General features: G+C 70.6%; 17 protein-coding genes and 1 pseudogene. 10 read left to right on the forward strand and 8 right to left on the reverse strand.

Annotation, left to right across the window (positions count from 1 at the left end; translation table 11 throughout):
* Positions 1-51 precede the first annotated feature (51 nt).
* The 6 genes from IPJ59_RS21225 (at position 52) to IPJ59_RS21250 (ending at position 8,322) form a co-directional block, all read left to right on the forward strand.
* Positions 52-1,476: an NAD-dependent epimerase/dehydratase family protein gene (locus IPJ59_RS21225; RefSeq protein WP_293273078.1), complete on the forward strand. Its 1,425-nt coding sequence runs from the start codon at positions 52-54 to the stop codon at positions 1,474-1,476.
* A 13-nt stretch (positions 1,477-1,489) separates the two neighbouring features.
* Positions 1,490-1,873, forward strand: a complete 384-nt coding sequence (locus IPJ59_RS21230) for a hypothetical protein (RefSeq protein ID WP_293273079.1) — start codon at positions 1,490-1,492, stop codon at positions 1,871-1,873.
* Positions 1,874-1,883: 10 nt separating this feature from the next.
* A complete protein-coding gene (locus IPJ59_RS21235) occupies positions 1,884-3,065 on the forward strand; it encodes a WD40 repeat domain-containing protein (RefSeq protein WP_293273080.1) in 1,182 nt (393 codons plus the stop codon).
* Between the two features lie 153 nt (positions 3,066-3,218).
* On the forward strand, positions 3,219-5,933 hold the full coding sequence (locus IPJ59_RS21240; protein ID WP_293251133.1) for an efflux RND transporter permease subunit: 2,715 nt from the start codon (positions 3,219-3,221) through the stop codon (positions 5,931-5,933).
* A 294-nt stretch (positions 5,934-6,227) separates the two neighbouring features.
* Positions 6,228-6,827, forward strand: coding sequence for an outer membrane lipoprotein-sorting protein (locus IPJ59_RS21245; protein WP_293251135.1), 600 nt, complete (start codon positions 6,228-6,230; stop codon positions 6,825-6,827).
* Between the two features lie 208 nt (positions 6,828-7,035).
* Positions 7,036-8,322: an adenylate/guanylate cyclase domain-containing protein gene (locus IPJ59_RS21250; protein WP_293251137.1), complete on the forward strand. Its 1,287-nt coding sequence runs from the start codon at positions 7,036-7,038 to the stop codon at positions 8,320-8,322.
* 21 nt (positions 8,323-8,343) lie between these two features.
* On the opposite strand, the gene IPJ59_RS21255 is transcribed toward IPJ59_RS21250, so the two are convergent.
* Positions 8,344-10,272: a tetratricopeptide repeat protein gene (locus IPJ59_RS21255; RefSeq protein WP_293273081.1), complete on the reverse strand. Its 1,929-nt coding sequence runs from the start codon at positions 10,270-10,272 to the stop codon at positions 8,344-8,346.
* 650 nt (positions 10,273-10,922) lie between these two features.
* Here IPJ59_RS21255 and IPJ59_RS38005 point away from each other — a divergent pair.
* Together IPJ59_RS38005 and IPJ59_RS21260 are read left to right on the forward strand one after the other, a co-directional pair.
* Positions 10,923-11,306: pseudogene (locus IPJ59_RS38005) on the forward strand (lectin OAA family protein); the annotation flags it as partial.
* 9 nt (positions 11,307-11,315) lie between these two features.
* Positions 11,316-12,452, forward strand: coding sequence for a VOC family protein (locus tag IPJ59_RS21260; RefSeq protein WP_366524654.1), 1,137 nt, complete (start codon positions 11,316-11,318; stop codon positions 12,450-12,452).
* Between the two features lie 160 nt (positions 12,453-12,612).
* On the opposite strand, the gene IPJ59_RS21265 is transcribed toward IPJ59_RS21260, so the two are convergent.
* The 3 genes from IPJ59_RS21265 to IPJ59_RS21275 form a co-directional block, all read right to left on the reverse strand.
* The gene (locus tag IPJ59_RS21265) at positions 12,613-13,572 is read right to left on the reverse strand and encodes a hypothetical protein (protein ID WP_293273082.1); all 960 of its coding nucleotides are present in this window, start codon (positions 13,570-13,572) and stop codon (positions 12,613-12,615) included.
* Between the two features lie 10 nt (positions 13,573-13,582).
* The gene (locus IPJ59_RS21270; protein WP_293273083.1) at positions 13,583-14,140 is read right to left on the reverse strand and encodes a hypothetical protein; all 558 of its coding nucleotides are present in this window, start codon (positions 14,138-14,140) and stop codon (positions 13,583-13,585) included.
* 713 nt (positions 14,141-14,853) lie between these two features.
* On the reverse strand, positions 14,854-15,669 hold the full coding sequence (locus tag IPJ59_RS21275; protein WP_293273084.1) for a calcium-binding protein: 816 nt from the start codon (positions 15,667-15,669) through the stop codon (positions 14,854-14,856).
* Positions 15,670-15,970: 301 nt separating this feature from the next.
* Here IPJ59_RS21275 and IPJ59_RS21280 point away from each other — a divergent pair, with 301 nt between their 5' ends.
* On the forward strand, positions 15,971-16,189 hold the full coding sequence (locus tag IPJ59_RS21280; RefSeq protein ID WP_293273085.1) for a hypothetical protein: 219 nt from the start codon (positions 15,971-15,973) through the stop codon (positions 16,187-16,189).
* A 179-nt stretch (positions 16,190-16,368) separates the two neighbouring features.
* Here the strand turns inward: IPJ59_RS21280 and IPJ59_RS21285 are convergent, their stop codons facing one another.
* From IPJ59_RS21285 to IPJ59_RS21300, 4 genes are all read right to left on the reverse strand, one after another.
* Positions 16,369-16,674 (reverse strand): STAS-like domain-containing protein, encoded by a 306-nt coding sequence (locus IPJ59_RS21285; protein WP_293273086.1) that lies wholly within the window; start codon positions 16,672-16,674, stop codon positions 16,369-16,371.
* Complete coding sequence (locus tag IPJ59_RS21290; RefSeq protein ID WP_293273087.1) at positions 16,671-17,570, reverse strand: hypothetical protein; 900 nt, start codon at positions 17,568-17,570, stop codon at positions 16,671-16,673. The genes IPJ59_RS21285 and IPJ59_RS21290 overlap by 4 nt, the downstream gene beginning before the upstream one ends.
* Positions 17,571-17,702: 132 nt before the next feature.
* Positions 17,703-20,252 carry a bifunctional aspartate kinase/homoserine dehydrogenase I gene (gene thrA / locus IPJ59_RS21295; protein WP_293273088.1) on the reverse strand — a complete coding sequence of 850 codons (2,550 nt, stop codon included), beginning with the start codon at positions 20,250-20,252 and terminating at the stop codon, positions 17,703-17,705.
* A gap of 132 nt (positions 20,253-20,384) precedes the next feature.
* A complete protein-coding gene (locus tag IPJ59_RS21300) occupies positions 20,385-21,572 on the reverse strand; it encodes a trans-sulfuration enzyme family protein (protein ID WP_293273089.1) in 1,188 nt (395 codons plus the stop codon).
* Between the two features lie 98 nt (positions 21,573-21,670).
* Here IPJ59_RS21300 and IPJ59_RS21305 point away from each other — a divergent pair, with 98 nt between their 5' ends.
* Positions 21,671-25,855, forward strand: a complete 4,185-nt coding sequence (locus IPJ59_RS21305; protein ID WP_293273090.1) for a DEAD/DEAH box helicase — start codon at positions 21,671-21,673, stop codon at positions 25,853-25,855.
* Positions 25,856-25,864 lie beyond the last annotated feature (9 nt).

The following is a 25,864-nucleotide window of genomic DNA, read 5'->3' on the forward strand; positions in this document are numbered from 1 at the left end:
CGGGCGTCGCCGCTGGAGGAACACAAGCGCGCGAGATAGGATGCGCCGGTCATGCGCGTCGTCGTCACCGGTGCCACGGGCCACGTCGGATCCAACCTCGTTCGGGCGCTGCTCCGCCGGGGAGACGAGGTGCGGGTGATGGTCCGCGGCCAGCAGCGCTCGCTCGAGGGCCTCGAGGTCGAGCGCGTGACCGGCGACGTGCGCGACGCGGACTCGCTGCGCGCCGCGTTCGCGGGGGCGGAGATCGTCTACCACCTGGCGGCGGTCATCTCGATCACCGGTGACCCGAGCGGGATGGTCCGCGCGGTCAACGTCGACGGCACGCGCCGCGTCGCCGAGGCGGCCCTGGCGGCGGGCGTGCGCCGCCTGGTCCACTGCAGCTCGGTGCACGCCTTCGACCTGTATCAGGCGGGTCGCGCGGACGGCGAGGCGATCGACGAGACCTGGGCCCGCGTGCCGGACGCGGCGAGCCACTTCGCCTACGACCGATCGAAGGCGGCCGGCGAGCGGGCGCTCCGCGAGGTGGTCGCCCGCGGTCTCGACGCGGTGATCGTGCACCCGTCGGGGATCGTCGGGCCCTACGACTTCGGGCCGTCGCGCATGGGTCGGGTGCTGCTCGGGCTCTACCACCGCAGGCTGCCGAGCCTGGTCGACGGCGGCTTCGACTTCGTCGACGTGCGGGACGTGGTCGCCGCGTTGATGGCGGCGGAGGAGCAGGGGCGGACCGGCGAGAGCTACCTGGCGACCGGGCACTTCCTCGGCGTGCCGGAGCTGGCCCGCATGGCCGAGCAGATCACCGGCGTGCGGCCGCCGCGGCTGAACGCGCCGATCTGGCTGTGCCGCGTGGGCGTGCCCTTCGCCGCGGCCTACGGGCGCGTGCGCCGGCAGGAGCCGCTCTACACCCACGAGTCGCTGGCGGTGCTCGAGACCAAGGGGGCGCTTCAGCTGGGCGAAGGCGCAGCGCGAGCTCGGCTATTCGCCGCGCGCGATGACGGAGACCCTGCGCGACACCTACGCGTGGTTCGACGCGGCCGGGATCCTGCGGCGCTGATCGGGGCGTGGCCGAGGGCTTGTCGTCCGGGTGGGCGGCGGCGACAATCGCGGGATGCGGATCGTCGGCGTGGCGCTGTTGTTGTTGGTGGCATGCACGGATCGAAAACAGGCGGATACGGACGCGGAGGGCACGGAGACGGGCGACACGGGCGACACGGGCGACACGGGCGGCTCGACGCCCACGACCGGCGAGCTCGAGAATCCGTCGGGCTTCTGTTCGCCGGCCGTGGCGGCGCCCGGGGCTTGCCCGCAGAACTATCAGTGCTGCTCGGACGACCCGGCGACGACGCTGGGGCGGCTGCCCAATTACTTCACCGGCAAGGTCGACGACAAGTACGGGGTGCCGATCTTCTCGGGGGTCAACAATGTGCTCAGTTACTCGGGGCAGTGCGTCGACAATGGCGGCAACCCGTCGCCGTTTAGTAACGGCTGCCCGGTGCCCTGCAACCCGACCTGGTCTGACGCGCAGAAGGCCGAGATCTGCGGCGTGGGCTCGGCGTGTTGCGCGTTCCAGACGGTCGATCCGGTCAAGGATTGTGTGCTCGATCCGAACACCGGGCGCTGGCGCTCGGCGCGGGGCAGCGACATCCCCAATCTCAGCACCTGGGGCCAGGCGCACACGACGAATCAGGACCCGCAGGGGGCGTCGTGCCTGATCTTCGCCACGGGCGGCGGCGGCATCCTCGACATGGAGGCGCTCAAGGACTGTTATATGCAGCTCACCGTCGCCGATCAGCGCGGGTTCTGTTATGTGGGCTGCGATTGCACCGAGGATCTGTGCGACATGAAGAATCCGGACTGGACGCCGCGCTGCGGGTGATGGTGTCGAGATGGTGCGTGTCCTTCACCGCGCCGCGCTCGCCGTTTCGGTGGTCGGGCTGTGTCTCGCCGCCGGGGCGTGCCACAGCGGGCAGCAGCGATCACCGCCGCCGCTGCCGGTGGTGTCAGATCTGCCGCCGAGCCCGCCGGTGATCGAGCCGGCGGCGCCGGTTGTGGCGCCGGCGTTGGTGCGTCCTGGCGCGGTGAAGACGGTGTCGCTGCGCGCACGCCTGCCGCACACCAACTGGCTCGGGGAGGTCGCGTGGGCCCCCGACGGTGCGCGCCTGGCCAGCGGCGACGACGATGGCGCGCTGCGCATCTGGGACGCGCGCACCGGCAAGCTCGCGCTGGATCTCGGCAAGCACGAGCGGCGGATCACCGCCCTGGCCTATGCACCGGACGGGGCCCAGGTCGCGGTCGCGGGTATGACCGACCTGCGGATCTGGGACACGGATACTGGCGCCGTGGTGCACCGTCTGTCCGGGCACGAGGATATCATCACAGACCTGCGCTGCGTCGGCGACGAGCTGTACGCCGTCGATCTGCGCAATGCGCTGGTGCGCTGGGACCTGCGGAGCGGGCGACGGATCGCCACGATCGAGGTGCCGACGATCCACAGCCTGTCGCTGGCGATCGCCCCGGGCGGGCGAGCGCTGGCGCTGGGCGGCTATGGGGATATCGAGCTGATCGAGCTGTCGGGTCGCAAGTCGCGCTTCAAGCTCGAGATGCCGCGCTGTGATCAGCAGCCGGGCGACCTCCTGTGCGCGCGCTGGAAGGTGCGGGAGGTCGAGGAGTTCGGCTACGAGGGCGGCTCGCCGAGTCGGCACAAAGAGAGCGGGCCGCAGTGGTATGTGCAGGACCTCGCGTTCTCGGGCGACGGCGGGCTGCTGCTGGCCGGCCGCGCCGACGGCGTGGCGATCCTCATCGATACGGCGAGCGGCAAGCCGCTGGCTCGCCTCGCGATCGGGGACGATGACCACGCCGCCGTGGCGTTGACGGCCGACGGCGCCACCGCGGCGCTGGCCAACCGCGACGGGCTGATCACGCTGTGGGATGTCGCGTCGCGTACCGAGCTGCGGGTGACGCACGAGTCCGGTGAGATCGTCGCGGGTCTGGCGTTCTCGCCGGACGCGACCGCGCTGGCGGCGGCGGGGCCGGGGCAAGCCGTGACGATCTGGGAGCTCGGGCGTTGAGCGGGCGCGTGCACGATTTTCGGATCGCTGCAAACCTTGCATTCGACCGGGGCGCGTCGCCCGTCCAAGGCGTCGAGATTCCTCGTCAGTCTCGGTTCGCCGGGCCACGTCGCGGCTGGAACCGGAGCTGCATGGCGCCTCGCGGGTCGACGGATGCTATCGCTCACCTCCTTCTCATTGCGTCGGCCGTGGTGGATCCTCCTCTGTTTCGTCGCGCTCACGGCCGTCGCGCTGATCGGCGTCATGCGGATCGAGAGCGAGGATGACGTGTTTGTATTCCTCCCGGACGAGGATCCCGACGTCCGCGGATTTCGCGAGGTGAGTGACCGATTTGGTTCGCTGCGGGTGGCGCTCATCGGGGCCGAGGCCCGCGATCCCACGGGTGATGTATTTGGGCCGGAGGAGGCCCGCGCGCTGGCAGCGGCGACCGAGGCGCTGGGTGCCACACCCGGGGTCGCGCGCGTGATGTCGCTGGCCAACACCGCCGACGTGGTGAGCACCGAGGACGGCGCCGAGATCGGGCCGCTCCTGCCCGGTCCGCCGGCGTCCGTCGCGGCCCACGCGGCGGTTCGGCAGCGGGTGCTCGCGCTGGACCACATCGTAGGTAACCTGGTGTCCGCCGATGGCCGGGCCACGACCATCTATGTATATATGCTGGACGGCGTCGGCACCGAGGAGACGGTGACGGCATTGCGCGCGGTCGCCGAGCGCGAGTTGGCCCCATTCGAGGTCCATTACGCCGGGGCGGCCTTCGCCGCCGAGGCGATCTATGGCGAGGCCCGCGACGACGTACGCCACCTGTCTCCGGTCGCCGCGCTCGTGCTCATCCTCGTCGTCCTGCTGTCCTTTCGCGATCCGGTGGGCGTCGTGCTCACCCTCGGGTCGGTCGGCATCGCCACCGTGGTCGTGTTCGGCGCGATGGGCTTCGCGGGTGAGCGCTACACGGCGCTGACCTCGACGATGCCCGTCATCCTGCTGGCGACCGGGAGCGCCTACACGGTGCACGTGCTCGGTCGCTACTACCTCGAGCGCGAGGGGGCGACGCCCCGGGTCGCGCTCGAGCGAGCGAGCCGTATCGTCGCCCGTCCGCTGGCGATCGCCGCGTGGACGACCGCCGCTGCGTTCCTCTCGTTCCTGGTGATGGATGTGCGGCCGATGCGGGCCTTCGGCCTGGCCGTCGCGGTCGGCACGCTGTTGTGCTGGTTCATCGCCCGGACCCTGGTCCCGGCGGTGATGATCCTGTGGCCGCGAGCGCCGAGCCGCGAGCAACTGCTGCCATTCGGCGCGGCGCTGGCCGGGATGTGGCGAGCCGTCGAGCGCCGCCCGAAGACGGTGGCGGCGGCGATGCTGCTCGTGACCGCGGCCTCGCTGCTGCCGCTCGGGGAGGTCGAGGTGCGGATGGAGGCCCAGGCCTTCTTGCGCGAGGGCTCCCCCGCGTGGCGAGACCAACGATTCTTCGAGGACCGCTTCGGCGGCGCGCGCTTCGTCCAGATCGAGATCGCGGGCGACATGCAAGATCCGGCGAGCCTCCGCGAGATCGCGCGCCTCGCCGACTATGCACGCAGTCTCCCGGGCGTGTCCCAGGTGTCGTCACTCATCGACCCGCTGGCGATCGGTGCCGAGGTGTTGAGCGGCGAATACCGGCTGCCGACCTCGCGCCGTGAGGCGGCCCAGGTCTACCTGTTCCTCGCTGGTGAGACCGGCCTGGCCTCGCTGCTGACGCCCGATCGCGGGCACGCCCTGATCAATGCCCGGGTGAAAGGCGAGGCCGCACCGGTCGTCGCGGGGCTCGAGGCGTACCTCACGGAGCAGCTGCAGACCACGCCGTCCGGCCCGACGCCCACATCGGTCGCGGAGCGCCTGGTGCTCGTCGCTCGGGGCGCCGGCGGTACGGTGGACGCGCGGGCGGTCGGCGCAATGATCGATCGCGGGGCGGCCGTCGACGAGGCCTCGCCGACGTGGGGATCGGCGGTCGCCCAGCAGGTCGACCAGCACCTGCGCGGGGATCTGGCGCCGCCCTTCGACGCCGCCGCGCAGGCCGAGATCCGGGCCGCGGCGGGGCGATCGGGGGTCGCGCTGCGGGCCCTCCTGGTCGAGCGAGCGCAGGGCGACCGCGACGCCGATCTGTACCAGGAGATGCTGCGTCTGCTCGACGGGGCGCGGCGCAGCTTCCAGGTCCAGCAGACCGCGACCGCGGTGCTCGCCGCGGCGGGGCTCGATGCGAGTAACGCGACCCTGCGAAGGCGGGCCGAGCTGATCCTCCGCGACCTCAACGCCCCGCCGATCGAGCGCGCCTCGACCGAGCTCGTGGCCCGCGTCACCGGCGAGCCGGTCCTCGATCGTGCGCTCTCGCGTTCGGTCGAGCGCAACCAGCTGCGCAGTATGGCCGTCGGGTTGGTGACCGTATCGGCCCTGTTGCTGCTGTTGTTCCGCTCGCTGACGCTGTCGCTGCTCTGCGTCGTGCCAGCGGCGGTCACGGCCGTGATCGTCGGCGGTGTCATGGGAATGATGGGGGCCCGGATCGACCTCAGCACGGCGATGGTCGGGGCGATCCTCACGGACACGGCCTCCGATTTCGGCATGCATTACGTATGGTACCTCCGGCGGCGTGCACCGGAGGAGGTGGCGCGTCGTGTCGGTCCGGTGATGCTCGTCAGCACGGCTCTGGTCGCCCTCGGCTTCTACGTGTTCGCCGCGGGCCAGTCGACGGTGATGCGGACCTTCGGCCTGCTCGCCGGCAGCACCTGCCTGGTATCTGGGCTCGTCACGATCCTCCTGCTCCCGGTCGTGTGGCCGTGGCTCCGGCGGCTTCACCCGGAGTGGAGCAGCGCGCCCACTGATCTGGCCGAGGACGACGTGGCGCCCTAGTCGGACGCGGACCGGGGAACACGCAGGACTTGCACGTGGGTGCAAGGGGTTCCGCTGGCGGCGAAGCCCATGCTGGATCTCATGGCGAGGGCCGCGGCACGGGTCTTGCTGGGTGGACCCGTCATGAAGTCAGCCACCCTCCTGCTGTCGTCGTTGCTCGGGCTAGCGAGCGTTCTGGTGTTCCCCCAGCGATCGGTCGTGGCCTCGGCGGAGTCTGTCGCTCAGGGAGCGGCGGTCTTGCGCGTCGCCGACGAACGTGCGGCCCGGTTCCCGGATCAGACATATACGGCGAACATGGACATCTACAAGCACGGCGAGCTGCGCTCGACGCTGGTGTTCTCGATGGCGATGAAGAACCTCGAGAAGCAGCTGATCCGCTTTGTTGAGCCCGGTGACGTCGCGGGCATGAAGATCTTGATGGAGAATCGCGACACCATTTATATGTACAGCCCCGAGTTCCAGAAGGTCCGGCGGATCGCGGCCCACATGCAGAACCAGGGCTTCCTCGGGAGCGAGTTCACGCCCGAGGACATGATCCTGGCCCGGCTGTCGCCGAGCTTCGACGCCGACCTGATCGGCAAGACCGGCACCGAGACGGCCCTGGTCCTCACGCCGAAGAGCGGCGCGACGGTGTCCTTCTCGAAGCTCGAGATCTTCATCGATTCGACCGTCGGGGGCATCTCGCGGATCCACTACTACGACGTCGGCGGCAGCCACGTCCGCACCCAGCTCCGGGAGGTCTGGAAGCGCTTCGAGGACACCCAGATGCCGACCCAGATCCGCATGAAGAACCTCGTGACCGGCGACGAGACGATCATCCGCCTGTCCAATATCGACGTGAAGTCGCCGGTCCCTGACGATTTGTTCTCGCGCCGCACCCTGATGAGCGGGTGAGCGGGTGAGGGCCCTGGCCGTCGCGCCGGGTCTGGGCGATAGTGCCCGCAGGACGCGGGTCCCCGCGGGCCGAGGTCGATGGGCGAGGCGGTAGGCGCCGGGTTTCATCATTCGCGCGGGTCCCCGCGGGGCGAGGTCGATGGTGCGCCGGTGATCGGGCTGATATCCTCGCGCTCCGGTCGGCGTGCGAGCTCCTGGACCTTCGATCGTGCCGCGCTTCGTCGGCGACTCGCGTGACATCGTCGGGCCCCTCGACGAGGCCGCCTTCGACGAGCAGCGGGCTCTGCTGAGCGGCGAGTTCACCAAGCTGACGGCGTGGATCTTGATCGTCCTTACGGTGGTGCTGTGGCCGACGGACGCGCTGCTGTTTCGCGGGCAGCCGGCGGTGCTCGAGTTCTTCGCCCGCTGGCGGCCGCCGATCCTCGCGCTCGCGGTGATCACCCTGCTGGGCTTCCGCTTCTCCGCGACGGTACGCGGGCGGGCGGCGTTGTTCGCGATGATCGCCCTCACCATGGGCGCGGCGATCTGCGGCGGGGCGCTCGGCCAGCTCGGGGCGCCCGGCGAGGTCTACTATCCGTGCTCTTATCTGCTATCGCAGGCGACGGTGCCGCTGATCGTCCGGCCGGTCGCGCGCCTGGTCGGCAGCATCGTCGTGCCGCTGGCCTTCACCCTGCCATACGCCTACTGCAACCCCAGCTATTTCACGGACAATCCTTACGCGATCTCGCTGCTGGTATTCCAGCTGCTGGCGATCGTCGGTGGATTCGGGCTCGGCCACAGCCTCTATTCGCTGGTCCGCGGCAACTTCGCGCGGCGCGAGGCGCTCGCGGCCCAGGCCGCCGAGCTGGCCCGGGCGCGGGAGAAGACGGAGCGGCTGCTGCTCAACATCTTGCCCGGGACGGTGGCGGCCCAGCTCAAGGACGGGGCCGCCACCATCGCCGAGGCGCACGCGGATGTCACGGTGCTGTTCGTCGACATCTGCGGGTTCACGCGCCTGTCGACCGGGTCGGGCGCGGCGGAGGTGGTGCAGATGCTGAACAAGGTGTTCTCGGCCTTCGACGCGCTGGTCGAGCTGCACGGCGTCGAGAAGATCAAGACGATCGGCGACGCGTACATGGTCGCCGCGGGCCTGCCGGAGCCGCGCAGCGACCACGCCCGGGCGATCGCCGACCTCGCCCTCGATATGCTCGCGGTGATCCGGGGGCTATGTGATCCGGCGGGGGCCCCGATCCAGGTGCGTATCGGTGCACATTGCGGGCCGGTGATCGCGGGGGTGATCGGGCGCAAGAAGTTTATCTATGACCTTTGGGGCGACACGGTCAATACGGCGAGTCGGATGGAGTCGCACGGCGAGCCGGGGACGATCCAGATCACCGATGCGCTCGCCCGTCGTCTCGGGCCCGCGTACCGCTGCGAGCTGCGCGGGGCGATCGCCGTCAAGGGCAAGGGCGAGATGGTCACCCACTTCCTGCGCGGCGTCGCCGGGGGGCCTTAGCGACGGTGGCGGAGAATGCACTCACCGCGACTGGGCCAGGAAGCCCTCGCTGGCCGCGGCGTGGCGCGGCGCGACCGCGAGGACCTCGCGGAACTGGGCTACGGCTTCGTCGGCGAGGCCGAGCTTGAGGAGCGCCCAGCCGAGCCCGGCCTTGACCTCGATATCGCCGGGGTAGGCGGCCAGCAAGGCGCTGTATCCCGCGGCCGCGGCGGCATGGTCGCCCTGCGAGTAATGAATGTACGCGAGGCGCAGCGAGGCGAGGTAGTTGCGCGGGTCGAGCTCGAGGATCTCGTGGGCCTCGGCGATCGCCGCGGCGTAGCGCCGGTCCGCGATCAATGGGAGCATGCGCCCGAGCCGTGATTCGACGGCGGCCGGCGCGAGCTCGGTGGCCCGGGCGTACGCGGCGCTGGCGTCGGCGTGGCGACCGAGCTGGTAGAGCAGCCAGCCGCGGCGCAGCTCGGCGATGTAGCTCGATCGCTCGGGCCCGGGCAGGCATTCGATCGCCGCGAGCGCGGCGAGGTGGAGACCGGCGGCTTCCTTATCATAGGACAGCTGGTAGAGCATCGCGGGGCCGCTCTCGACGATCTGGCGGAGCTCGCCTAAGTGCTGGGCGCGGCTCCACGGGCGCGCCGCGAACAGGCGCCGGATGCCGGCGATCCACTCGCGGGCGCGGGGGGTCAGCGCGTGGTGGTCGTCCATCGCGCGCCCGGGCAGCAGGAGGATGCCGAGGTCGGCGCCCTCGTAGAGGTGGTCGCCGACCCGGAGGATCCGCAGGAAGAACGCCTCGTGGTCGCCACGCACCGCTCGGTGGTCGGGCTCGAAGCGGTCGAACACGACGGTGCCGTCGTCCTCGAGGCGGTAAACGCCGCTCGCCGGGGCGGCGCCGATGAGGTCCGAGGTCGGCTCGGTGTGTTTGATCGCCATCTGCGACCACGGCTCGAACCCCACCGGGTCGGACCAGGCGCTGCTCAGCGCGTCGAGGTCGAGGCCTGGGTCGGCGTCGGCGAACTCGAGCAGGTGCAGCAGGAACAGCGGGATGCCGGCGGTCGCGCGGGTGGCGTGGCTGGTCATCGGCGATGCGCCGGTGATGCGCGGGTTGAGCTCGCCGAGCCACAGCTCGCCGGTGTCGAGGTCGAGCAGGAGGTCGAGCTCGAAGCAGCCGCGGTAGCCCTCGGCGCGCAGCTGTTCGCCAAAGGCGAGGGTGTAGGCGCGGGCCCTCGCGCGGAGCTCGGGGGTGAAGGCGTCGGCGAACACCTCGTTGCCGCACCAACCCCCGCGGTACGGGGTCAGCTCCGGGAAGCCGATCAGCTCGGTCATCAGCGGACCGACGGCGGTCCCCCGACGGGTCGTGCAGCCCTCGATCGCGGTGCCGAGGCAGCGGATCCGTCGCATGATCTTGACCTCGCCCTTGCCGACGATCGCGTCGGCGTGGCGCGCGAAGTCAGCCTCGTCCTTGATGAAGTATGTGGTGTGGCCGCTGTCGCCGTAGGCGGTCTGGACGACCAGGTCGCGGCCGAGCCCGTGGGCGTCGGCGAGGCGGCACAATTGCGCGTAGCCGGTGACCTCGGCGAGGGTGCCGGGCACCGACGGGACGCCCGCGCGCTCGCCGAGGCGCACGGTCTCGATCTTGCTGTCGATGCGCCCGCGCAAGCGGGCAGGCGGGAGCCACACCTCGGCGCCCAGCGCCCGCGCGAGCGCCTCGCTGTGCTCGTCGAACATCAGGAACACGAGCCGCGCCCCGCCGGGGCTCCCGGCCAGGCGATCGCGCACCTCGTCGTGTTGCAGCAGGTAATTGTTGATGTCCTCGATCGAGGTGAATGGCGCGTGCATGTGCTCCCTCGGCGAGAGCACGTGGGGGTGGCGCCCGTCGAATGAATCGATGGAGGTGATGAACTCGAAATTGCCCACGTCGGCGTCGACGCCGAGCAGGTTGAAGCTGGTCGCGCTCATGAAGTAGATCGGCTGTTCGTTGCGCCCAAGGTATCGACAGGCCTCGGCGACCCCCGCGATCGCGCGTGGGGGGGCCGCGGCCACACGCGGCGAAGTCGGGGGCGCGCGGGCCTCATCGATCCGGCTCAGGGGGGCGCTGTCTACCGTCGTGGGTTCAGCAAATGTGTCGGGCCCGGGGGCGGGTGCAACGAGTTCCATGCCACCAATCTCGCGCGGAGGAAGGCCGCCATCATAGCTGCTAATGCACCGCTCAGACAAGCCGTGATACACGGGCGGCAATGTCCGCGCGAGCGCCGATTCGCCCGCGGTCGCTATGCGCGGAGTACATCGTTAAGTCAGCGCCCACGACGGCGCGGCGCGGTACTGGGTGCTTGAACTCCGCGGGCCGCCATGCGATGTTGCCGCCCTCCTCGCTGTCAATCGACTGTCCCGCGCGCACACCATACGGGTGCGTGGCTCGCAGTCGCGGTGAATGCATGCAGCACCGATCCCCGGCTCGAAGGAGCGCGCCGTTCGGGACCGCTCGTCCGCGGTGGTATCATCGGAAGGCTTGACAGGCCGGAGCCTTATCCTCTAAGTGTAGCGTCGCCGATGGTGTTGGTTCGGCTTGTGAACAACGCCGAGGGCGAGCAACAGACGGGGGCAACTTCATGGCTACGTACAATGTCGAGAATCAGTGGGGTGGAAACAGCGCGCCGTGGCATCCGGGGGGGAGCTACGTACTGGGCGGTCGTGACACCCAGAGTGTCGTCGCGATCGACGTGACCTCCCCAGACGGCGGCCAGACGCTGGTCGGGACGATGACCTACGAGGGGGAAGGTCCGATCGGATTCAGGGGCACGTTGACCGGCGACAACAACTTCGATGTGCAGAACCAATGGGGCGGGGACGCTGCGCCCTGGCACCCCGGGGGGACCTGGGTCATCGGAGGTCGCGTCGGCCAGAATGTCGTCGCGCTCAGTGTCAGCTCGGCGGACGGAGGCCGGACCCTGACCGGGACGATGACCTACGCGGGCGAGGGTCCGATCGGGTTCACCGGCACGCTGCAGCCGGCGCCCCCGATCGCGAACCCGGAGCCGCCGGCGAACCCGGAGCCGCCGGCGAACCCGGAGCCGCCGGTGAACCCGCCGTCGCGGCCGTGGATCTTCGTTCAGGGGCTGGACAGCGCCGGCGGTGACATCGGGAACTTCGGGGGCGGCAGGCCCTCCGACGAGATGATCGCCCAGGCGGATGCGACCCCGGGCTGCATCGCGTTCAATACGAACGGCTGGTTCAAGAACGTCCTCCTTCCGCGCGACCAGTGGACGCGGTGGTCGGACAATCCCAATGAGGGCATGTGGGTCCGCGAGGGTGCGGACGTGCCCGCGCCGCCGGTGGAACCGCCGGCTCCTCCGAGTGAGCCGCCGCCGCGCACGCCCGTGGACTTCTCCGACCGCGGTGCGATCGTCACGCCGATCCTCAATGTCTCGGACATCGGCGCGAGCATCCGGTGGCTCGAGGCGCTCGGGTGGACCCGCCGCAACGTGTACAACGCCGGAGGCGCGGTCCCCGACGTGCACGCCGAGGCTGACGTGGCGACCGCGCTGTTCGCCACGCTGCGCTTCGGGTACGGCCAGATCTTCCTCAGCCTGAACGCCCAGGGCCTGCGCGGCGGGCTCGCGGTCGGCCCGGGCAGTGGCGAGGACGCCGGCGCGACGTGGATGTACTGGTATATGAGCTCGCCGGCCGAGGTCGACGAGATCTTCGCGCGCGCCACCGCGGCCGGTGTCACGATCGTGGCGGCGCCCGAGGCCAAGCCGTGGGGTGAGCACGAGCTGCGCCTCGCCCACCCGGATGGCCACGTGTTCCGCATCGCCGCGACGATCATCGCGCCTGCGCCCGAGCCGGTGCCGGAGCCCGAGCCGGCCCCCACGCCCGAGCCGGAGGCGAAGGTGACGGTGTTCGAACACGGCGACTACCAGGGTCGCAGCCAGGAGCTGGTCGTCGGCTACAACGCCGGCCCGCTCGCGGTCGGCAACGACGTCATCAGCTCGGTGCGGGTGCCCAGGGGCTTCCGCGTGACGCTCTACGAGCACGGCCCCGGCACCGGCCGGGAGCTCGTCCTGACCGAGGACAGGTCCTCGCTGCCCGACTTCAATGATGTGACATCGAACATCCTGGTCGAGCGCATCGAAGGATAGCCGGCGCGGCGCCGGAGCTCGCGGCGGAAGGCTGCGAGCTCCGGGCCGCCTCCTCGTGCATGGCCCATGGTCATGCCGGCGAGCCAATCAATCTGTGCGGGGTTCAACCTCGCGTTGCCGGATCCCGGGACCAGTCGGCCCGGGATATCGATGGTCGCCATTACTCACAACGCAGGTATACGTCGATGACCTCGCCGTGGGCCTGCGAGGTGTTGTGATTGAGGGTGAAGGCAGCGCGCTCGCGGCTGCAGTTGCCCCGGGCATCGCAGACGGGGGCGAGGTGGTAATCGAGGCTGATGGCGGCGACGCCGTGGGCGTGGAGGGGGAGCAGCTCCCATCCGGTGGATCGGCGATCGCTGTCGTAGTCGGACCAGAGCAGGAGCTCGGGCCAGGCGAGGTCAGCGGGGGTGATGGCGCCGTCGAGGTTGGAGTCGACGCTGGCGAGGGCGGCGAAGCCGTGGCGAGCGTGGTCGCCGGAGGGGAGGATGGTGCCGTTGCCGAACAGCTCGTGGCCGCCGTCGATGGAGCCGCTGCGATCGAGGTCGCGGGCGAGCCAGGGGGTGGCGGCGGTGGGCCAGTCGGGGGTGGTGCAGGTATTGGTGCTGGAGATGTCGAAGGACGCGCCGCTCTGCGGGGCGGTGAAGACGGGGTCGCGGGCGGCGAAGGCGAGCACGAGCGGGGTGCTGCAGCCGGATATCCCATCGTCATATTCGTAGCTGGCGCCGTACGCATCCATGCGGCACTCGTTCGCTCCTTCCCCGCTCGAGCAAGGTACGTCCTCACCGGGTTCACATTCGTCCGGGGCGCAGGTGCCCCAGAACGGCGGGAGACCGGGCGCGGGCGTGACGACGCAACGTTCGACGCCGGGGGTGTTCGCCTCGGTCGTGCAGGCTCTGGTCGCACCCACCTCGCTGCAGGCGTCGAAGCAGGCGCTCCACACGTTGCCGGGACAGAGCTCGATCCCATCGCCGCAGGCCTGGGCCACGTCGAACGTGCCACACGGTTCTCCTTCATGGCCGGCCGGCTGGTCGTCATCGCCGGCCGGCTGGTCGTCATCACACGCGCCCGCTGCGAGCGCGACCAGGAATCCATAGTTTCTCGCTGTCCATAGTGTCTTCATAAGTCCTCCATTACTCACAGCGCAGATATACATCGATGACCTCGCCGTGGGCGCGGGAGGTGTTGTGATCGAGGGTGAAGGCTGCGCGCTCGCGGCTGCAGTTGCCACGGGCGTCGCAGACAGGGGCGAGGTGGTAATCGAGGCTGATGGCGGCGACGCCGTGGGCGTGCAGGGGGAGCAGCTCCCAGCCGGTGGATCGGCGATCGCTGTCGTAGTCGGACCAGAGCAGGAGCTCGGGCCAGGCGAGGTCTGCGGGGGTGATGGCGCCGTCGTGGTTGGAGTCGACGCTGGCGAGGGCGGCGAAGCCGTGGCGGGCGTGGTCGCCGGAGGGGAGGAGGGTGCCGTTGCCGAACAGCTCGTGGCCGCCGTCGATGGAGCCGCTGCGATCGAGGTCGCGGGCGAGCCAGGGGGTGGCGGCGGTGGGCCAGTCGGGGGTGGTGCAGGTATCGGCGCCGGAGATGTCGAAGGCGCGCGGCGCTCTGCGGGGTGGTGAAGACGGGGTCGCGGGCGTCGAAGGCGAGGACGAGCGGGGTGATGCACGCTTCGTCGTCCCAATGGGTGACGCCAAACTTGTCCACGAGGCACCCCTGCGTCCAGCCCGCAAACTCTGAGTCCGGCGGAAATCCGCAGTCCATGGATTCTCCCGGCTCGCAGACGTCCGGGGCGCAGGTGCCCCAAAACGGCCGGGAGCCTGAGCTCTCGACACAGCGCTCGATACCAGTGGTATCTTCCGTGATCGTGCACGCCCGGGTCGCACCCAGCTCGCTGCAGGCGTCGAAGCACGCGGTCCACTGACTATAGTTACACAACTCGACGCCGTCGGCGCCGCACTCCTGGACCTTGTTGGGCGTGTCGCATGGCACCCCTTCGTGGCTGCAGGTGCTCCAGGAGTGCACGCCAGGAACGCCGCCGCAGATCTCGAGGCCAGGGGTGTCGTCCCCGGTGGTGCAGGGCCGGGTCGCACCCAGCTCGCAGCTGCAGGTGCTCCAGGAGTGCACGCCAGGAACGGCGGTGACGTCGCAGCTCTCGATACCAGGATAGTCGTCTCCGGCCGTGCAGGGCCGGGTCGCACCCGGCTCGTTGCAGGGGTGGACACAGGCGCTCCACTCACCACTAACGAGACATACCTCGACGCCGTCACCGCATGCTTGCGCGTGGTGGGGCGTGGCGCATGGCTCGCCTTCGTGACCAGGCGGCTGGTCATCATCACACGCGCCCGCTGCGACCGCGAGCAGGAACCCATAGCTTCTCGCTGACCATAGTATGTTCATAATCTCTCCATTACTCACATCGCAGATATACGTCGATGACCTCGCCGTGAGCGCGGGCGCTGTGATTGAGGGTGAAGGCTGCGCGCTCGCGGCTGCAGTTGCCGCGGGGGTCGCAGACAGGGGCGAGGTGGTAGTCGAGGCTGATCGACGCGACGCCGTGGGCGTGGAGGGGGAGCAGCTCCCAGCCAGTGGAGCGACGATCGCTGTCATAGTCGGACCAGAGCAGGAGCTCGGGCCAGGCGAGGTCAGCGGGGGTGATGGCGCCGTCGAGGTTGGAGTCGACGCTGGCGAGGGCCGCGAAGCCGTGGCGAGCATGGTCGCCGGAGGGGAGGAGGGTGCCGTTGCCGAAGAGCTCGTGGCCGCCGTCGATGGAGCCGCTGCGATCGAGGTCGCGGGCGAGCCAGGGGGTGGCGGCGGTGGGCCAGTCGGGGGTGGTGCAGGTATCGGCGCCGGAGATGTCGAAGGGCGCGCCGCTCTGCGGGGTGGTGAAGACGGGGTCGCGGGCGTCGAAGGCAAGCACGAGCGGGGTGTCGCAATCGTCGAAGGTGTCCGCGGGGCTGGCGACGCCATCGTTGTCCACAACGCAGGTCGTCGTGAATTCCGAATGTGTGCACTTCACGTCTTCACCGGGCTCGCAGAGGTCCGGGGCGCAGGTGCCCCACACCGGCCGGGAGCCGGAGCCCTCGACGCAGCGCTCGACCCACGGCATGTCGTCCTCGCTGCACGGCCGGGTCTCGCCGATCTCGCTGCAATGCTTGCCCTCGCACGCGCCCGCTGCGAGCGCGACCAGGAATCCACCGCTGCGCACCCACGACAACGCGTTCATAAAGCCTCCTCACGATATCGAACATACAGATACCACCGCGAGCGTGACAGAATCTCGGCGAAGGCGCAAGGGCCGCAATTCGGCCGCGTTCACGCGTTCCCGGCCCTTGCCGGTCGGTCCGGGAGCCGTTCGGCCTGTGATACCCTGCGTCCGTGGACGAGGAGCGTCACGTACGCCGAGCCCACTGCCCGACCTGGGTCCGTCGGCCTGGTGACCCGGATGACGACGATGTCCGTGATGCGGCGCCGAGGTGTCCCTGACGGACCGAGCTGCGACGTTCGGCCTGTGATACCCTGCGTCCATGGACGAGGAGCGTCGCGCACGCCGGGCCAACTCCCCGACCTGGGTCCGTCGGCCTGGCGACCCGGACGACGAAGATGCCCGTGATGCCGCGTACTGGGCGTCCCTGACGGTCGCCGAGCGCGTGAATCTCGTCTGGGAACTCAGCCAAGAGCAGTGGGCGATGCTACCGGAGGTGGCGCATGCGAGGGCGCTCGAGCGGTTGCCACCTCGCACCTGAGTGCGTCCTGGATCTGATTCTGTTCAGCGGTCACCGGGCGTGCGAGCGGCATAGAGGGTCCTGCGCCTGGGGTGATGGCGCCGTCGAGGCTGGCGTGGTCGCCGGAGGGGGTGCCGTTGCCGAACATCTCGTGGCCGCCGTCGATGGAGCCACTCCAGCGCGCCCGCGCGTGCGGACGATCATTCGACCGAAAGTGTATTGAGCCTCGCGTCGATGGCCCGGAGTATCGCTCCGCGAGTGCTATCTGTCATCCCAGTGACCTGAACGTGCTTTCGGAACCACGGTTTGCCTTTCTCTGCCACCAGAACGCCGAACAGCTCATCGGCGAAGGATTCGCTCAATGTGCGAATCCCTGTGCAATCTACGGTCACCGATTCGGTCGCGTGTGCGAGCATGTTGCGGATGGCGACGCGAATGCCCGCGCCAGTTGTACGGCTGCTGAGGTCAGTTCCGTAGTTAATCAGTACAATAAGCGCAGACGTCATAGGCCGAGATCCTCCGCCAAAGATTGCAAACGTGGAGATGAAAGGTCCCAGCTCATCGCCTGAGCGCTGGCCGGGAAGAGCGTAATGTTGAGCATGACGCCTGGCCAAGGCAGAGGTGTGAGCGCGTAAGCACTCGTGCCATCCTTGTTCATCGTAAACGAAGTGTCTCCTGTCCAGATCCAGAGCTCGCCACCGCTCGCGCGGATGAGCTCAGTCAGGAGGTGGAGACCCCATCCCATGTGGTGGTCTCGCTGATCCGATCCACCCTCCGATTCGGCGTAGGGGTCGCCTTGCACGATCGCGTCTTGCGGGAGTGTTCTGGCGGTGTGACGACCGGCGGTGTTGCCCTTCTTCAAGCACCATCGGATGGCATCCTCGTGATTCGTGATTGATGGTTGGGCCCGTCGGACGTTGCTCAAGAATCCGCACCCAGCATCCGCGACCGAGAGCTCGAGGCGAGCCGGGTGGTCACTGCGACTTGGGTAGAACTGTGCCGCGGAAAATCCCCTCCCATCCGCATGAGAGGCAATATTATCATGCAACTCGCCCACAACGCGTGCCATGGCATCGATCGCAGCGCGCGGCATTCCGCCGAGTTGGGCGAAGATGAGATCATTGATCGTTTGATTGCACGCTTCGATCTCTGCGTGGTGAAATAGCGTCGTGAGTGGGCTCCAAGTCTGGCCTTGCTGTCCCCGGCGGGCCTTGCTCATGGCCGCGTGATTGGCGGCGAGGGCGTCGTCGAGCCCGCTCAGCTTCGCGTACTCTTGAGTGTCGTTCACGAAATCTACATGCAATTGTCCGCGGGCGATGCGCGTGCATGCCAAGAACGTGGCGATCGCTGGCTGGATAAATCGAACCTCGATCGGCTCCTTGCGGCTCGCGCGCGACCACATGGTGATGACGGCTCTATCTAACATCCGCGGTGTCCTTGATGGTGCGATCCCTGTTGCACTCTACACTGGAAGTGGTGCCCAGGCACGTGACGATTGTCCGTGTATTGTCTCACGAAAACGAGGACCAGGCTCCTATCGGCCGCGGAGGGTCTGGGCGATCTTCAGCACATCCGCCAGCACCCCGGCCGCCGTGACGGCACCGCCGGCCCCGGCGCCGCGGACGACCAGCGGATATTCTTCATATCGTTCGGTCGTGAATGCCACGAATGCCTCGGCGCCCTTGAGGGTCGCGGCGGGGTGGTCGGGGGCGACGTCGATCGGGCCGACGCGGACGCGGAACTCGCCGGTGTCGGGGGCGAGGTCGATGCGGGCGAGGTATCGCAGGACCCGGCCGCGGGCCTTGAGCTCGGCGAGGCTGGCGGCGAAGGTGCTGTCATAGTCGGCGAGGCCGGTGAAGAAGCGCTCGAGGTCGTCCTCGGCGAGCAGGTCGCTGTGGACCAGCGGGTGGACGTGGATCTGCGCCAGCTCGAGGGTGAGGCCGAGCTCGCGGGCGAGGATGAGGGCCTTGCGGGCGACGTCGAGGCCGCTGAGGTCGTCGCGCGGGTGGGGTTCGGTGTAGCCGCGCTGGCGGGCCTGGCGGACCGCCTGGGAGAGCGGGACGCCGCGCATGACCTCGCCGGCGATGTAGCCGAGCGAGCCCGAGAAGGAGCCCTCGACGCGGTGGACGCGGTCGCCGGTGCGGACGAGGTCGGCGAGGGTGGCGATGACGGGGAGCGAGGCGCCGACAGTGGTCTCGTAGCGCCACGCTGCGTGGGCGCTGCGGGCCGCGGCGCGCAGCTGTCCGTCGGGACCTGTCCCGAGGGTCAGGGGCTTCTTGTTGGCGCTGACGACGTGGATCCCGCGGGCGAAGGCCTCGGCGTAGACGGGGCCCATGCCGTCGGCGGCCGTGCAGTCGACGAGCACGGGGGCGGGCAGGCGCCGCAGGCGATCGAGCAGCGGGGTGAGGGCGGTGAGGGTGTCGCTGCTGGCGAGGGCGGGGGCCTCGGCGAGGTGGGCCTGCCAGCGCCCGAGCTCGAGGCCCTGAGGCTCGAACAGGGCGCGAGCGCGGTCGGCGAGGCCGACGACGCGGAGGGCGATGCCGTGGTGCTTGCGCAGCGCGGCCTGCTGTTGCTGGATCTGGGCCAGCAGCTGGGCGCCGACGGTGCCGTGGCCGAGGATCAGGAGGCTTATCTCCTCGTGGGCGAAGTTGAAGGCGGCGTGGACGGTGCGCACGGCGAGGGCCGTCTCGCCGCCGTCGATGGCGCAGGAGATCGAGCGCGAGCTCATGCCCTGGGCGATCGCCCGCACGGGCACGCCGACCTGACCGAGCGCGCGGAAGAACTGGGCGGCGGCGCTGCGGGGATCCATGCGCTCGGCGACGAGGGTGAGCAGCGTGATCGGGGCGCGCACGCCGGGGCTGTCGACCTCGCCGCGGGCCCGCTCGAGCGCGAGCTCGGCGTCGATCGCGGCGCTGGCCTGCTCGGCGGACTCCTGCGGGATGACGACGGCGACGGCCTGGCCGTGGGCGGCCTGGTTGGCCATCCACACGGTGATGCCGGCCTGCTCGAGGGCTCGCAGGACGCGGGCGCCGACGCCGGCCTCGTGGCTGATCCGGCGCCAGCGGAGGTCGAGCAGGGCGAGCTTCTCGAGCGAGGTGACGCAGGTCGGGCCGGCCGCCTCGGCGCCGCGCTCGTCGATGCGGGTGCCCTCGGCGTCGGGGTCCATGGTGCTGCGGATCCGCAGGGCGATCCGTCGCTCGATGAGCGGCACCATGGTCCGCGGGTGGAACATGCGGGCGCCGAAGTTGGCGAGCTCGAGCGCCTCCTGATACGACATGCGGGCGATCGGGTAGGCGTCGCGGAGGATCGTCGGGTCGCCGGTCATGACGCCGGGGACGTCGGTCCAGATCTGGACCTCGGCGGCTCGCAGGGCGCTGGCGAGGAGGGTGGCCGTGTAGTCGGAGCCGTTGCGGCCGAGGGTGGTGCTGCGGCCGTCCGGGGTGGCGCCGAGGAAGCCGGTGTGGACGGCGACGACGTCGCCCCAGCCGGGCCGGAGCGCGGCGAGGCGGTCGTGGCTGGCGTCCTGATCGACGAGGGCGGCGCCGAAGCGGTCGTCGGTGACGAGCCAGTCGCGGGCGTCGACGAACACGGCGGGCAGGCCCGCGAGCGGGAGCAGGGCGGCGAGGATGCTGGCGCTCAGGCGCTCGCCGAAGGAGAGCACGAGGTCGAGGGTCTGCGGGGTGCACTGGCGCAGGAGGGCGACGCCGGTGAGCACCTGGCGCAGCGGGAGCAGCAGCGAGGTGACGTGGGCGGGGATGTCGGGGTGCGGCGCGCGGGCGTCGCTGGGATCGCTGGCGCTGTCGGTCTCGCTGCTGCGGCGCAGCAGCTCGCGCAGGGCGCCGCGGCTCGTGTCGATCGCCAGGCCGGCGACGCGGTCGAGGATCGGGTCGGCGGCCAGGACGTCGCCCTTCGCGGCGACCCGGGCGGCGTCGATCAGCCAGTCGGTGGTGTCGCCCATGGCGGAGACGACGACGGCGATCGGGCCGAGGGCCCGCTCGCGGGCGATGAGGTCAGTGACGCGGATCAGGCGGTCGGCGGCGCCGACCGAGGAGCCGCCGAACTTGAGGACGCGGAGAGGTGTCATGCGGGAGGGACAGGGCGGAAGGGACAGGGCGGAAGGGACAGGGCGGAAGGGACAGGGCGGAAGGGACAGGGCGGAAGGGACAGGTGAGGTGCGCGGGCGCGGGACGGGGGGCGTCGAGAGGGTTTGCGAGGCCTAGTCGGCGAGGGCGCGGGCGAGGTCGGCGAGCAGGTCGTCGGGGTCCTCGATGCCGAGGCTGAGGCGGACCAGGTTGTCGCGGATGCCGATGGCGAGGCGCTGCTCCGTGCTGAGCTCGTAGAAGGACATGAGGGCGGGCTGCTCGATGAGGCTCTCGACGCCGCCGAGCGAGGGGGCGATGCGGGCGATCTGGCAGCGGTCGATGAAGCGGCTGGTGCGGGCCTCGTCGCCGCGGACCAGGAAGCTGACGACGCCGCCGAAGCCGCGCATGTGGGCGCGGGCGACGAGGTGGTCGGGGTGATCGGGGAGGCCGGGGTAGTGGACGCGATCGATCGCGGGGTGGCCGGCGAGGAACTCGGCGACGCGCTGGCCCGTGGCGTTCTGACGCTGCACGCGGAGCTCGAGGGTCTTGAGGCCGCGGGTCAGGAGGTAGGCGCTGTGCGGGTCGAGGACGCCGCCGAGGACGCCGCGCTGCTCGCGGACGAGGCCGACCAGGGCCGCGTCGCCGCACACGGCCCCGGCGAGCAGGTCGTTGTGGCCGCCGAGGTACTTGGTGCACGAGTGCAGGACCAGGTGGGCGCCCTGGGTGAGCGGCTGCTGGTTGACCGGGGTGGCGAAGGTGCTGTCGATGAGGAGCTTGAGGCCGCGGTGCGGGCGGCAGAGCTCGGCGAGGGCGCGCAGGTCGGCGACGCGGAGGTAGGGGTTGGTCGGCGACTCGCTGAGGACGACGCGGGTCTTGCCGGGGACGATCGCGGCGGCGATCGCCGCGAGGTCGCCGGGCGGGACGAGGGTGTGCTCGACGCCGTAGCGGGCGAGGAAGCCGGTGACGAACTGACGCGTGCGACGGTAGCCGTCGGCGGTGAGGACGACGTGCTGGCCGCTGCGAAGGAGGGTCAGCAGGGCGGTGGTGATCGCGGCCATGCCGCTGGAGAACAGGGCGCAGTCCTCGGCGGCCTCGAGCGCGGCGAGCTTGCGCTCGGCGACGGCGACGGTGGGGTTGCCGTAGCGGCCGTACTCGTCGCGGGTGATGCGGCCCTCGAAGTGGTCGCGCAGCTCGGCGGTGTCGCGGAAGGCGTAGGTCGAGGTCAGCGCGATCGGGGTGGTGACGGCGTCGTGCGGCTGCGGGCGCGGCTCGCCGGCGTGGACGGCGAGGGTGCCGGGGCGGGCCTGCGGATCGTGGGTCACGGCGGGGCGAGGGTCGCGTGGGCTCGCGCGCGGTGCAAGGCGTCGCGGGTCCAGTGGGCACTGTACAGATCATCAGCTCGTCGGCTATGTTCGCGCGCATGACGGGCCAATTTTGTGCGCCGGTGCAGCGGTGGTTCGAGCGGCGCTTCGCGGGGCCGACGGAGGCGCAGCGCGGGGGCTGGGCCGCGATCGCGGCGGGGCAGGACGCGCTGATCATGGCGCCGACGGGCTCGGGCAAGACGCTGGCGGCGTTCCTGGCGGGCATCGACGGGCTGGTGCGGCGCGGGCTGGCGGGGACCCTCGGTGAGGGGGTGAAGATCGTGTACGTGTCGCCGCTCAAGGCGCTCGGGGCGGACGTCGATCGCAATCTGCAGGCGCCGCTGCGCGGCATCGCCGAGGCGGCGGCGGAGCTGGGGATGGTGGTGCCCGCGATCCGCACGGCGCTGCGCACGGGGGACTCGACGGCGACCGAGCGGGCGCGCCTGTTGCGGCAGCCGCCGCACCTGCTGATCACCACGCCGGAGTCGCTGTATCTGCTGCTCACCTCGCCGCGGGGGCGGACGATCCTGGCGGGCTGCGAGCAGGTGATCGTCGACGAGATCCACGCGCTGCTCGGCAACCGTCGTGGGGCTCACCTGGCGCTGTCGCTCGAGCGGCTCGATGTGTTGTGCGGGCGGCGATCGCAGCGGATCGGCCTGTCGGCGACGGTCGATCCGGCGGAGGAGGCGGCGCGGCTGCTGGTCGGTCAGGACGACGCGGGGCGGCCGCGGGCCTGCGCCCTGGTGGACGCGGGTCGGCGGGCGGCGCTCGACCTGAAGATCGAGGTGCCGACCGAGACACTGTCGGCGGTGGCGTCGCGGACGGCCTGGGACGACGTGTATGTGCGCATCGCGGCGCTGCTGGCGGAGCACCGCAGCGCGCTGATCTTCGTGCCGAGCCGGCGCCTGTCGGAGCGGGTGGCGCACGACCTCGAGCAGCGGATCGGCGAGGGGCTGGTGGCGGCGCACCACGGGGCGCTGGCCAAGCGCACGCGCCAGCTGGTCGAGGCGAGGTTGCAGTCGGGGGCGTTGAAGGCGGTGGTGGCGACGGCGTCGCTCGAGCTGGGGATCGACGTCGGCGAGGTGGAGCTGGTGATCCAGATCGGGTCGACGCGCAATATGTCGGTGCTGCGCCAGCGGGTCGGGCGGGCCTGTCATTCGGTGGGGGGGACGCCGAAGGGCCGGATCTTCGCGCTGACGCGCGACGACCTGCTCGAGTGCGCGGCGGCGGTGCGGGCGATCCAGGCCGGGCGCATCGATCGGGCGGTCCAGCGCGAGGCGCCGCTCGACGTGCTGGCGCAGCAGATCGTGGCGAGTTGCGCGGCGGAGGAGTGGTCGGTGGCGGCATTGTGGGCGATGACCCGGCGGGCGGGGCCCTATGTGCAATTGGAGCGGCCGGCCTTCGACCAGCTGTTGACAATGCTGGGGGACGGGACCTCGACGCGGCGCGGGCGGCAGGGAGCGCTCATTCACCTCGATCGGATCCATGGCACAGCGCGCGGGCGTCGCGGGGCTCAGCTGGCGGCGTTGACCTCGGGCGGGGCGATCCCCGACAAGGCGGATTATGCGGTGATCGAGGACGCGAGCGAGGCGGTGGTCGGTTCGGTCGACGAGGACTTTGCGATCGACAGTATGGTGGGTGATGTGTTTCGCCTGGGCTCGCACGCGTGGCGGGTGCGGCGGGTCGAGAACGGGCGGGTGCGGGTGGAGGACGCGCAGGGGCAGGCGCCGACGATCCCGTTCTGGAACGGCGAGGGGCTGGCGCGCACGGCGGAGCTGTCGGCCGAGCTGGCGCAGCTGCGCGAGGCGCTGTGGCGACATATCGCGGCGGACGATCTGGTGGGGGCGCGGGCGCTGCTGGCCGAGGGCGGGGTGGAGGGCGACGCGGCGACCCAGGCGATCGCGTATGTCGAGGAGGGGGCGCGGGCGCTGGGGGTGGTGCCGACGCAGGAGCGACTGGTGGCGGAGCGCTTCTTCGACGAGTCGGGCGGGATGCAGCTGATCATTCATGCGCCGTTCGGGGCGCGCATCAATCGCGCGTTCGGGATGGGGCTGCGCAAGAAGTTCTGCCGGACCTTCGACTTCGAGCTGCAGGCGGCGGCGACGGACGACGCGGTGCTGCTGTCGCTGGGGCCGCAGCACTCCTTCCCGCTGATCGCGATCTTTGACTTCTTGCACGAGCACGCGGTCGACGAGGCGCTGACCCAGGCGGCGCTGCAATCTCCGCTGTGGGAGACGCGCTGGCGCTGGAACGCGACCCGGGCGCTGGCGGTGCTGCGCCAGCAGGGCGGGCGTCGCACGCCGCCGCCGATCCTGCGCATGCGCGCGGCGGACCTGCTGGCGGCGGTCTTCCCCGAGCAGGCGGGCTGTCAGGATAACCATGGCGGCGAGATGATCGTGCTGCCCGATCATCCGCTGGTGAATGAGACGACGCGAGATTGCCTCGAGGAGGCGCTGGACGCGGCCGGCTTGAAGGCGATGCTGCGGCGATTGCACGCGGGAGAGATCGAGTCGCTGGCTTGCGAGACGGTGGCGCCGTCACCGTTCGCGCACGGCATCCTGGCGGCCAATCCCTATGCATTCCTCGACGACGCGCCGCTCGAGGAGCGCTGGGCCCGGCAGGTGCGCACGGCCCGGCCGGGCGAGCTGGCGCTGCGCGGCGGGGACCTGCGCACGCTCGACCCCGACGCGGTGGCGACGGTGGCGGCGCAGGTGGAGCTCGGGGTCGACGCGCCGCGCGACGCGGACGAGCTGCACGATATGCTGTGCGCGCCGCTGTTGCTGGCGCCGCGGGCCGGCTGGGGCGGATTGTTCGCGGCGCTGGTGGCCCGCGGGCGGGCGACCTCGCTGTGGCAGGCGGACGGGGAGCGGTGGATCGCGGCGGAGAGTTTGCCGCTGGTGCGGGCATTGTGGCCGGATGCGAGGATCGATCCGCCGATCGAGCTGCCGGCGTCGCTGATCACGGGGATCGACGCGGAGGAGGCGGCGTTGCGGCTGGTGCGGGCGCTGGTGCAGGGGCTCGGGCCGAGCTCGGCGGCGACGATGGCGGGGATGCTCGGGCTGACGGAATCGCAGGTGGAGGCCGCGCTGGCGCAGCTCGAGCTGGCGGGGATCGTGCTGCAGGGGGAGTTCTTGGCGGCGGAGACGATCACGTGGTGCGAGCGGCGGATCTTGCAGCGGATCCACCGATTGACGCTGGGGCGGCTGCGCGAGGAGATCCGGCCGGTGACGCCGGCGGAGCTGGTGCGCTTCCTGCTGCGCTGGCAGCACGTGCAGCCGGGGACCCAGCTGCACGGGGCCGAGGGGCTGCTGCGGGTGATCGAACAATTGGAGGGGCTCGAGCTGCCGGCGCAGGCGTGGGAGCGCGAGGTGCTGCCGCGGCGGATCGCGGGCTATGACCCGGCGTGGCTCGATGAGCTGTGCCTGTCGGGCGAGGTGGCGTGGGGCCGGCTGTCACCGTTGCCCGCGGAGGGCTTGGAGCCCGGCGAGCTGCCGCGCGGGGCCGGCAAGGTGGCGCTGTTCCTGCGCGAGCACGCGGGCTTCCTGGTCGCGCGCGAGACGGGGCCGGCGCACGAGTGGCCACATTTGTCGGCGCTGGCCCGGCGGGCGGCGGAAATGTTGGCACATGGGGCGGCGTTCGCGGCGGACCTGCGCGCGAGCCTCGGCGTGGGGGTGGCGGAGATGGAGGAGGCGCTGTGGGAATTGGCGCGGGCCGGGGCGATCACCAGCGATGGATTCGCGGGGCTGCGGGCGTTGTGCGAGACGGCGGAGAGCCGCCGCGGGGTGCGACGGATCTTGCGCGGGCGGTGGTCGCTGATCGCCCGGGAGCTGGGCCAGGGGCCGGTGCCGGACCCGTTCGGCGACGGCAGCGCGGTCGAGCTGGCGCGCTCGTACCTGCGACGATACGGAGTTGTGATGCGGGTGTTGCTGGGGCGCGAGACGGGGGCGCCGCCGTGGCGGAGCTTGCTCGAGATCTATCGTCGACTCGAGGCGCGCGGGGAGATCCGCGGCGGGAGGTTCGTGTCGGGACTCAGTGGCGAGCAATTTGCGCTGCCCGAGGCGGTGGAGGTGCTGCGGGCGACGCGGCGCATCGACGCGGAGAGCGAGGAGGTCGAGGTGGCGACCTGTGATCCGCTGAATCTGGTGGGTATCATCACGCCGGGGCCGCGGGTGCCGGCGGTGCGGGGGCATGTGCTGCGATATCGCGACGGGGAGGCGGTCGAGGCGGCGCGGGCGCTCGGGTGAGCGCGGCGC

This window comes from Nannocystis sp., from assembly GCF_016714285.1.
Taxonomy (GTDB): domain Bacteria; phylum Myxococcota_A; class Polyangia; order Nannocystales; family Nannocystaceae; genus Nannocystis.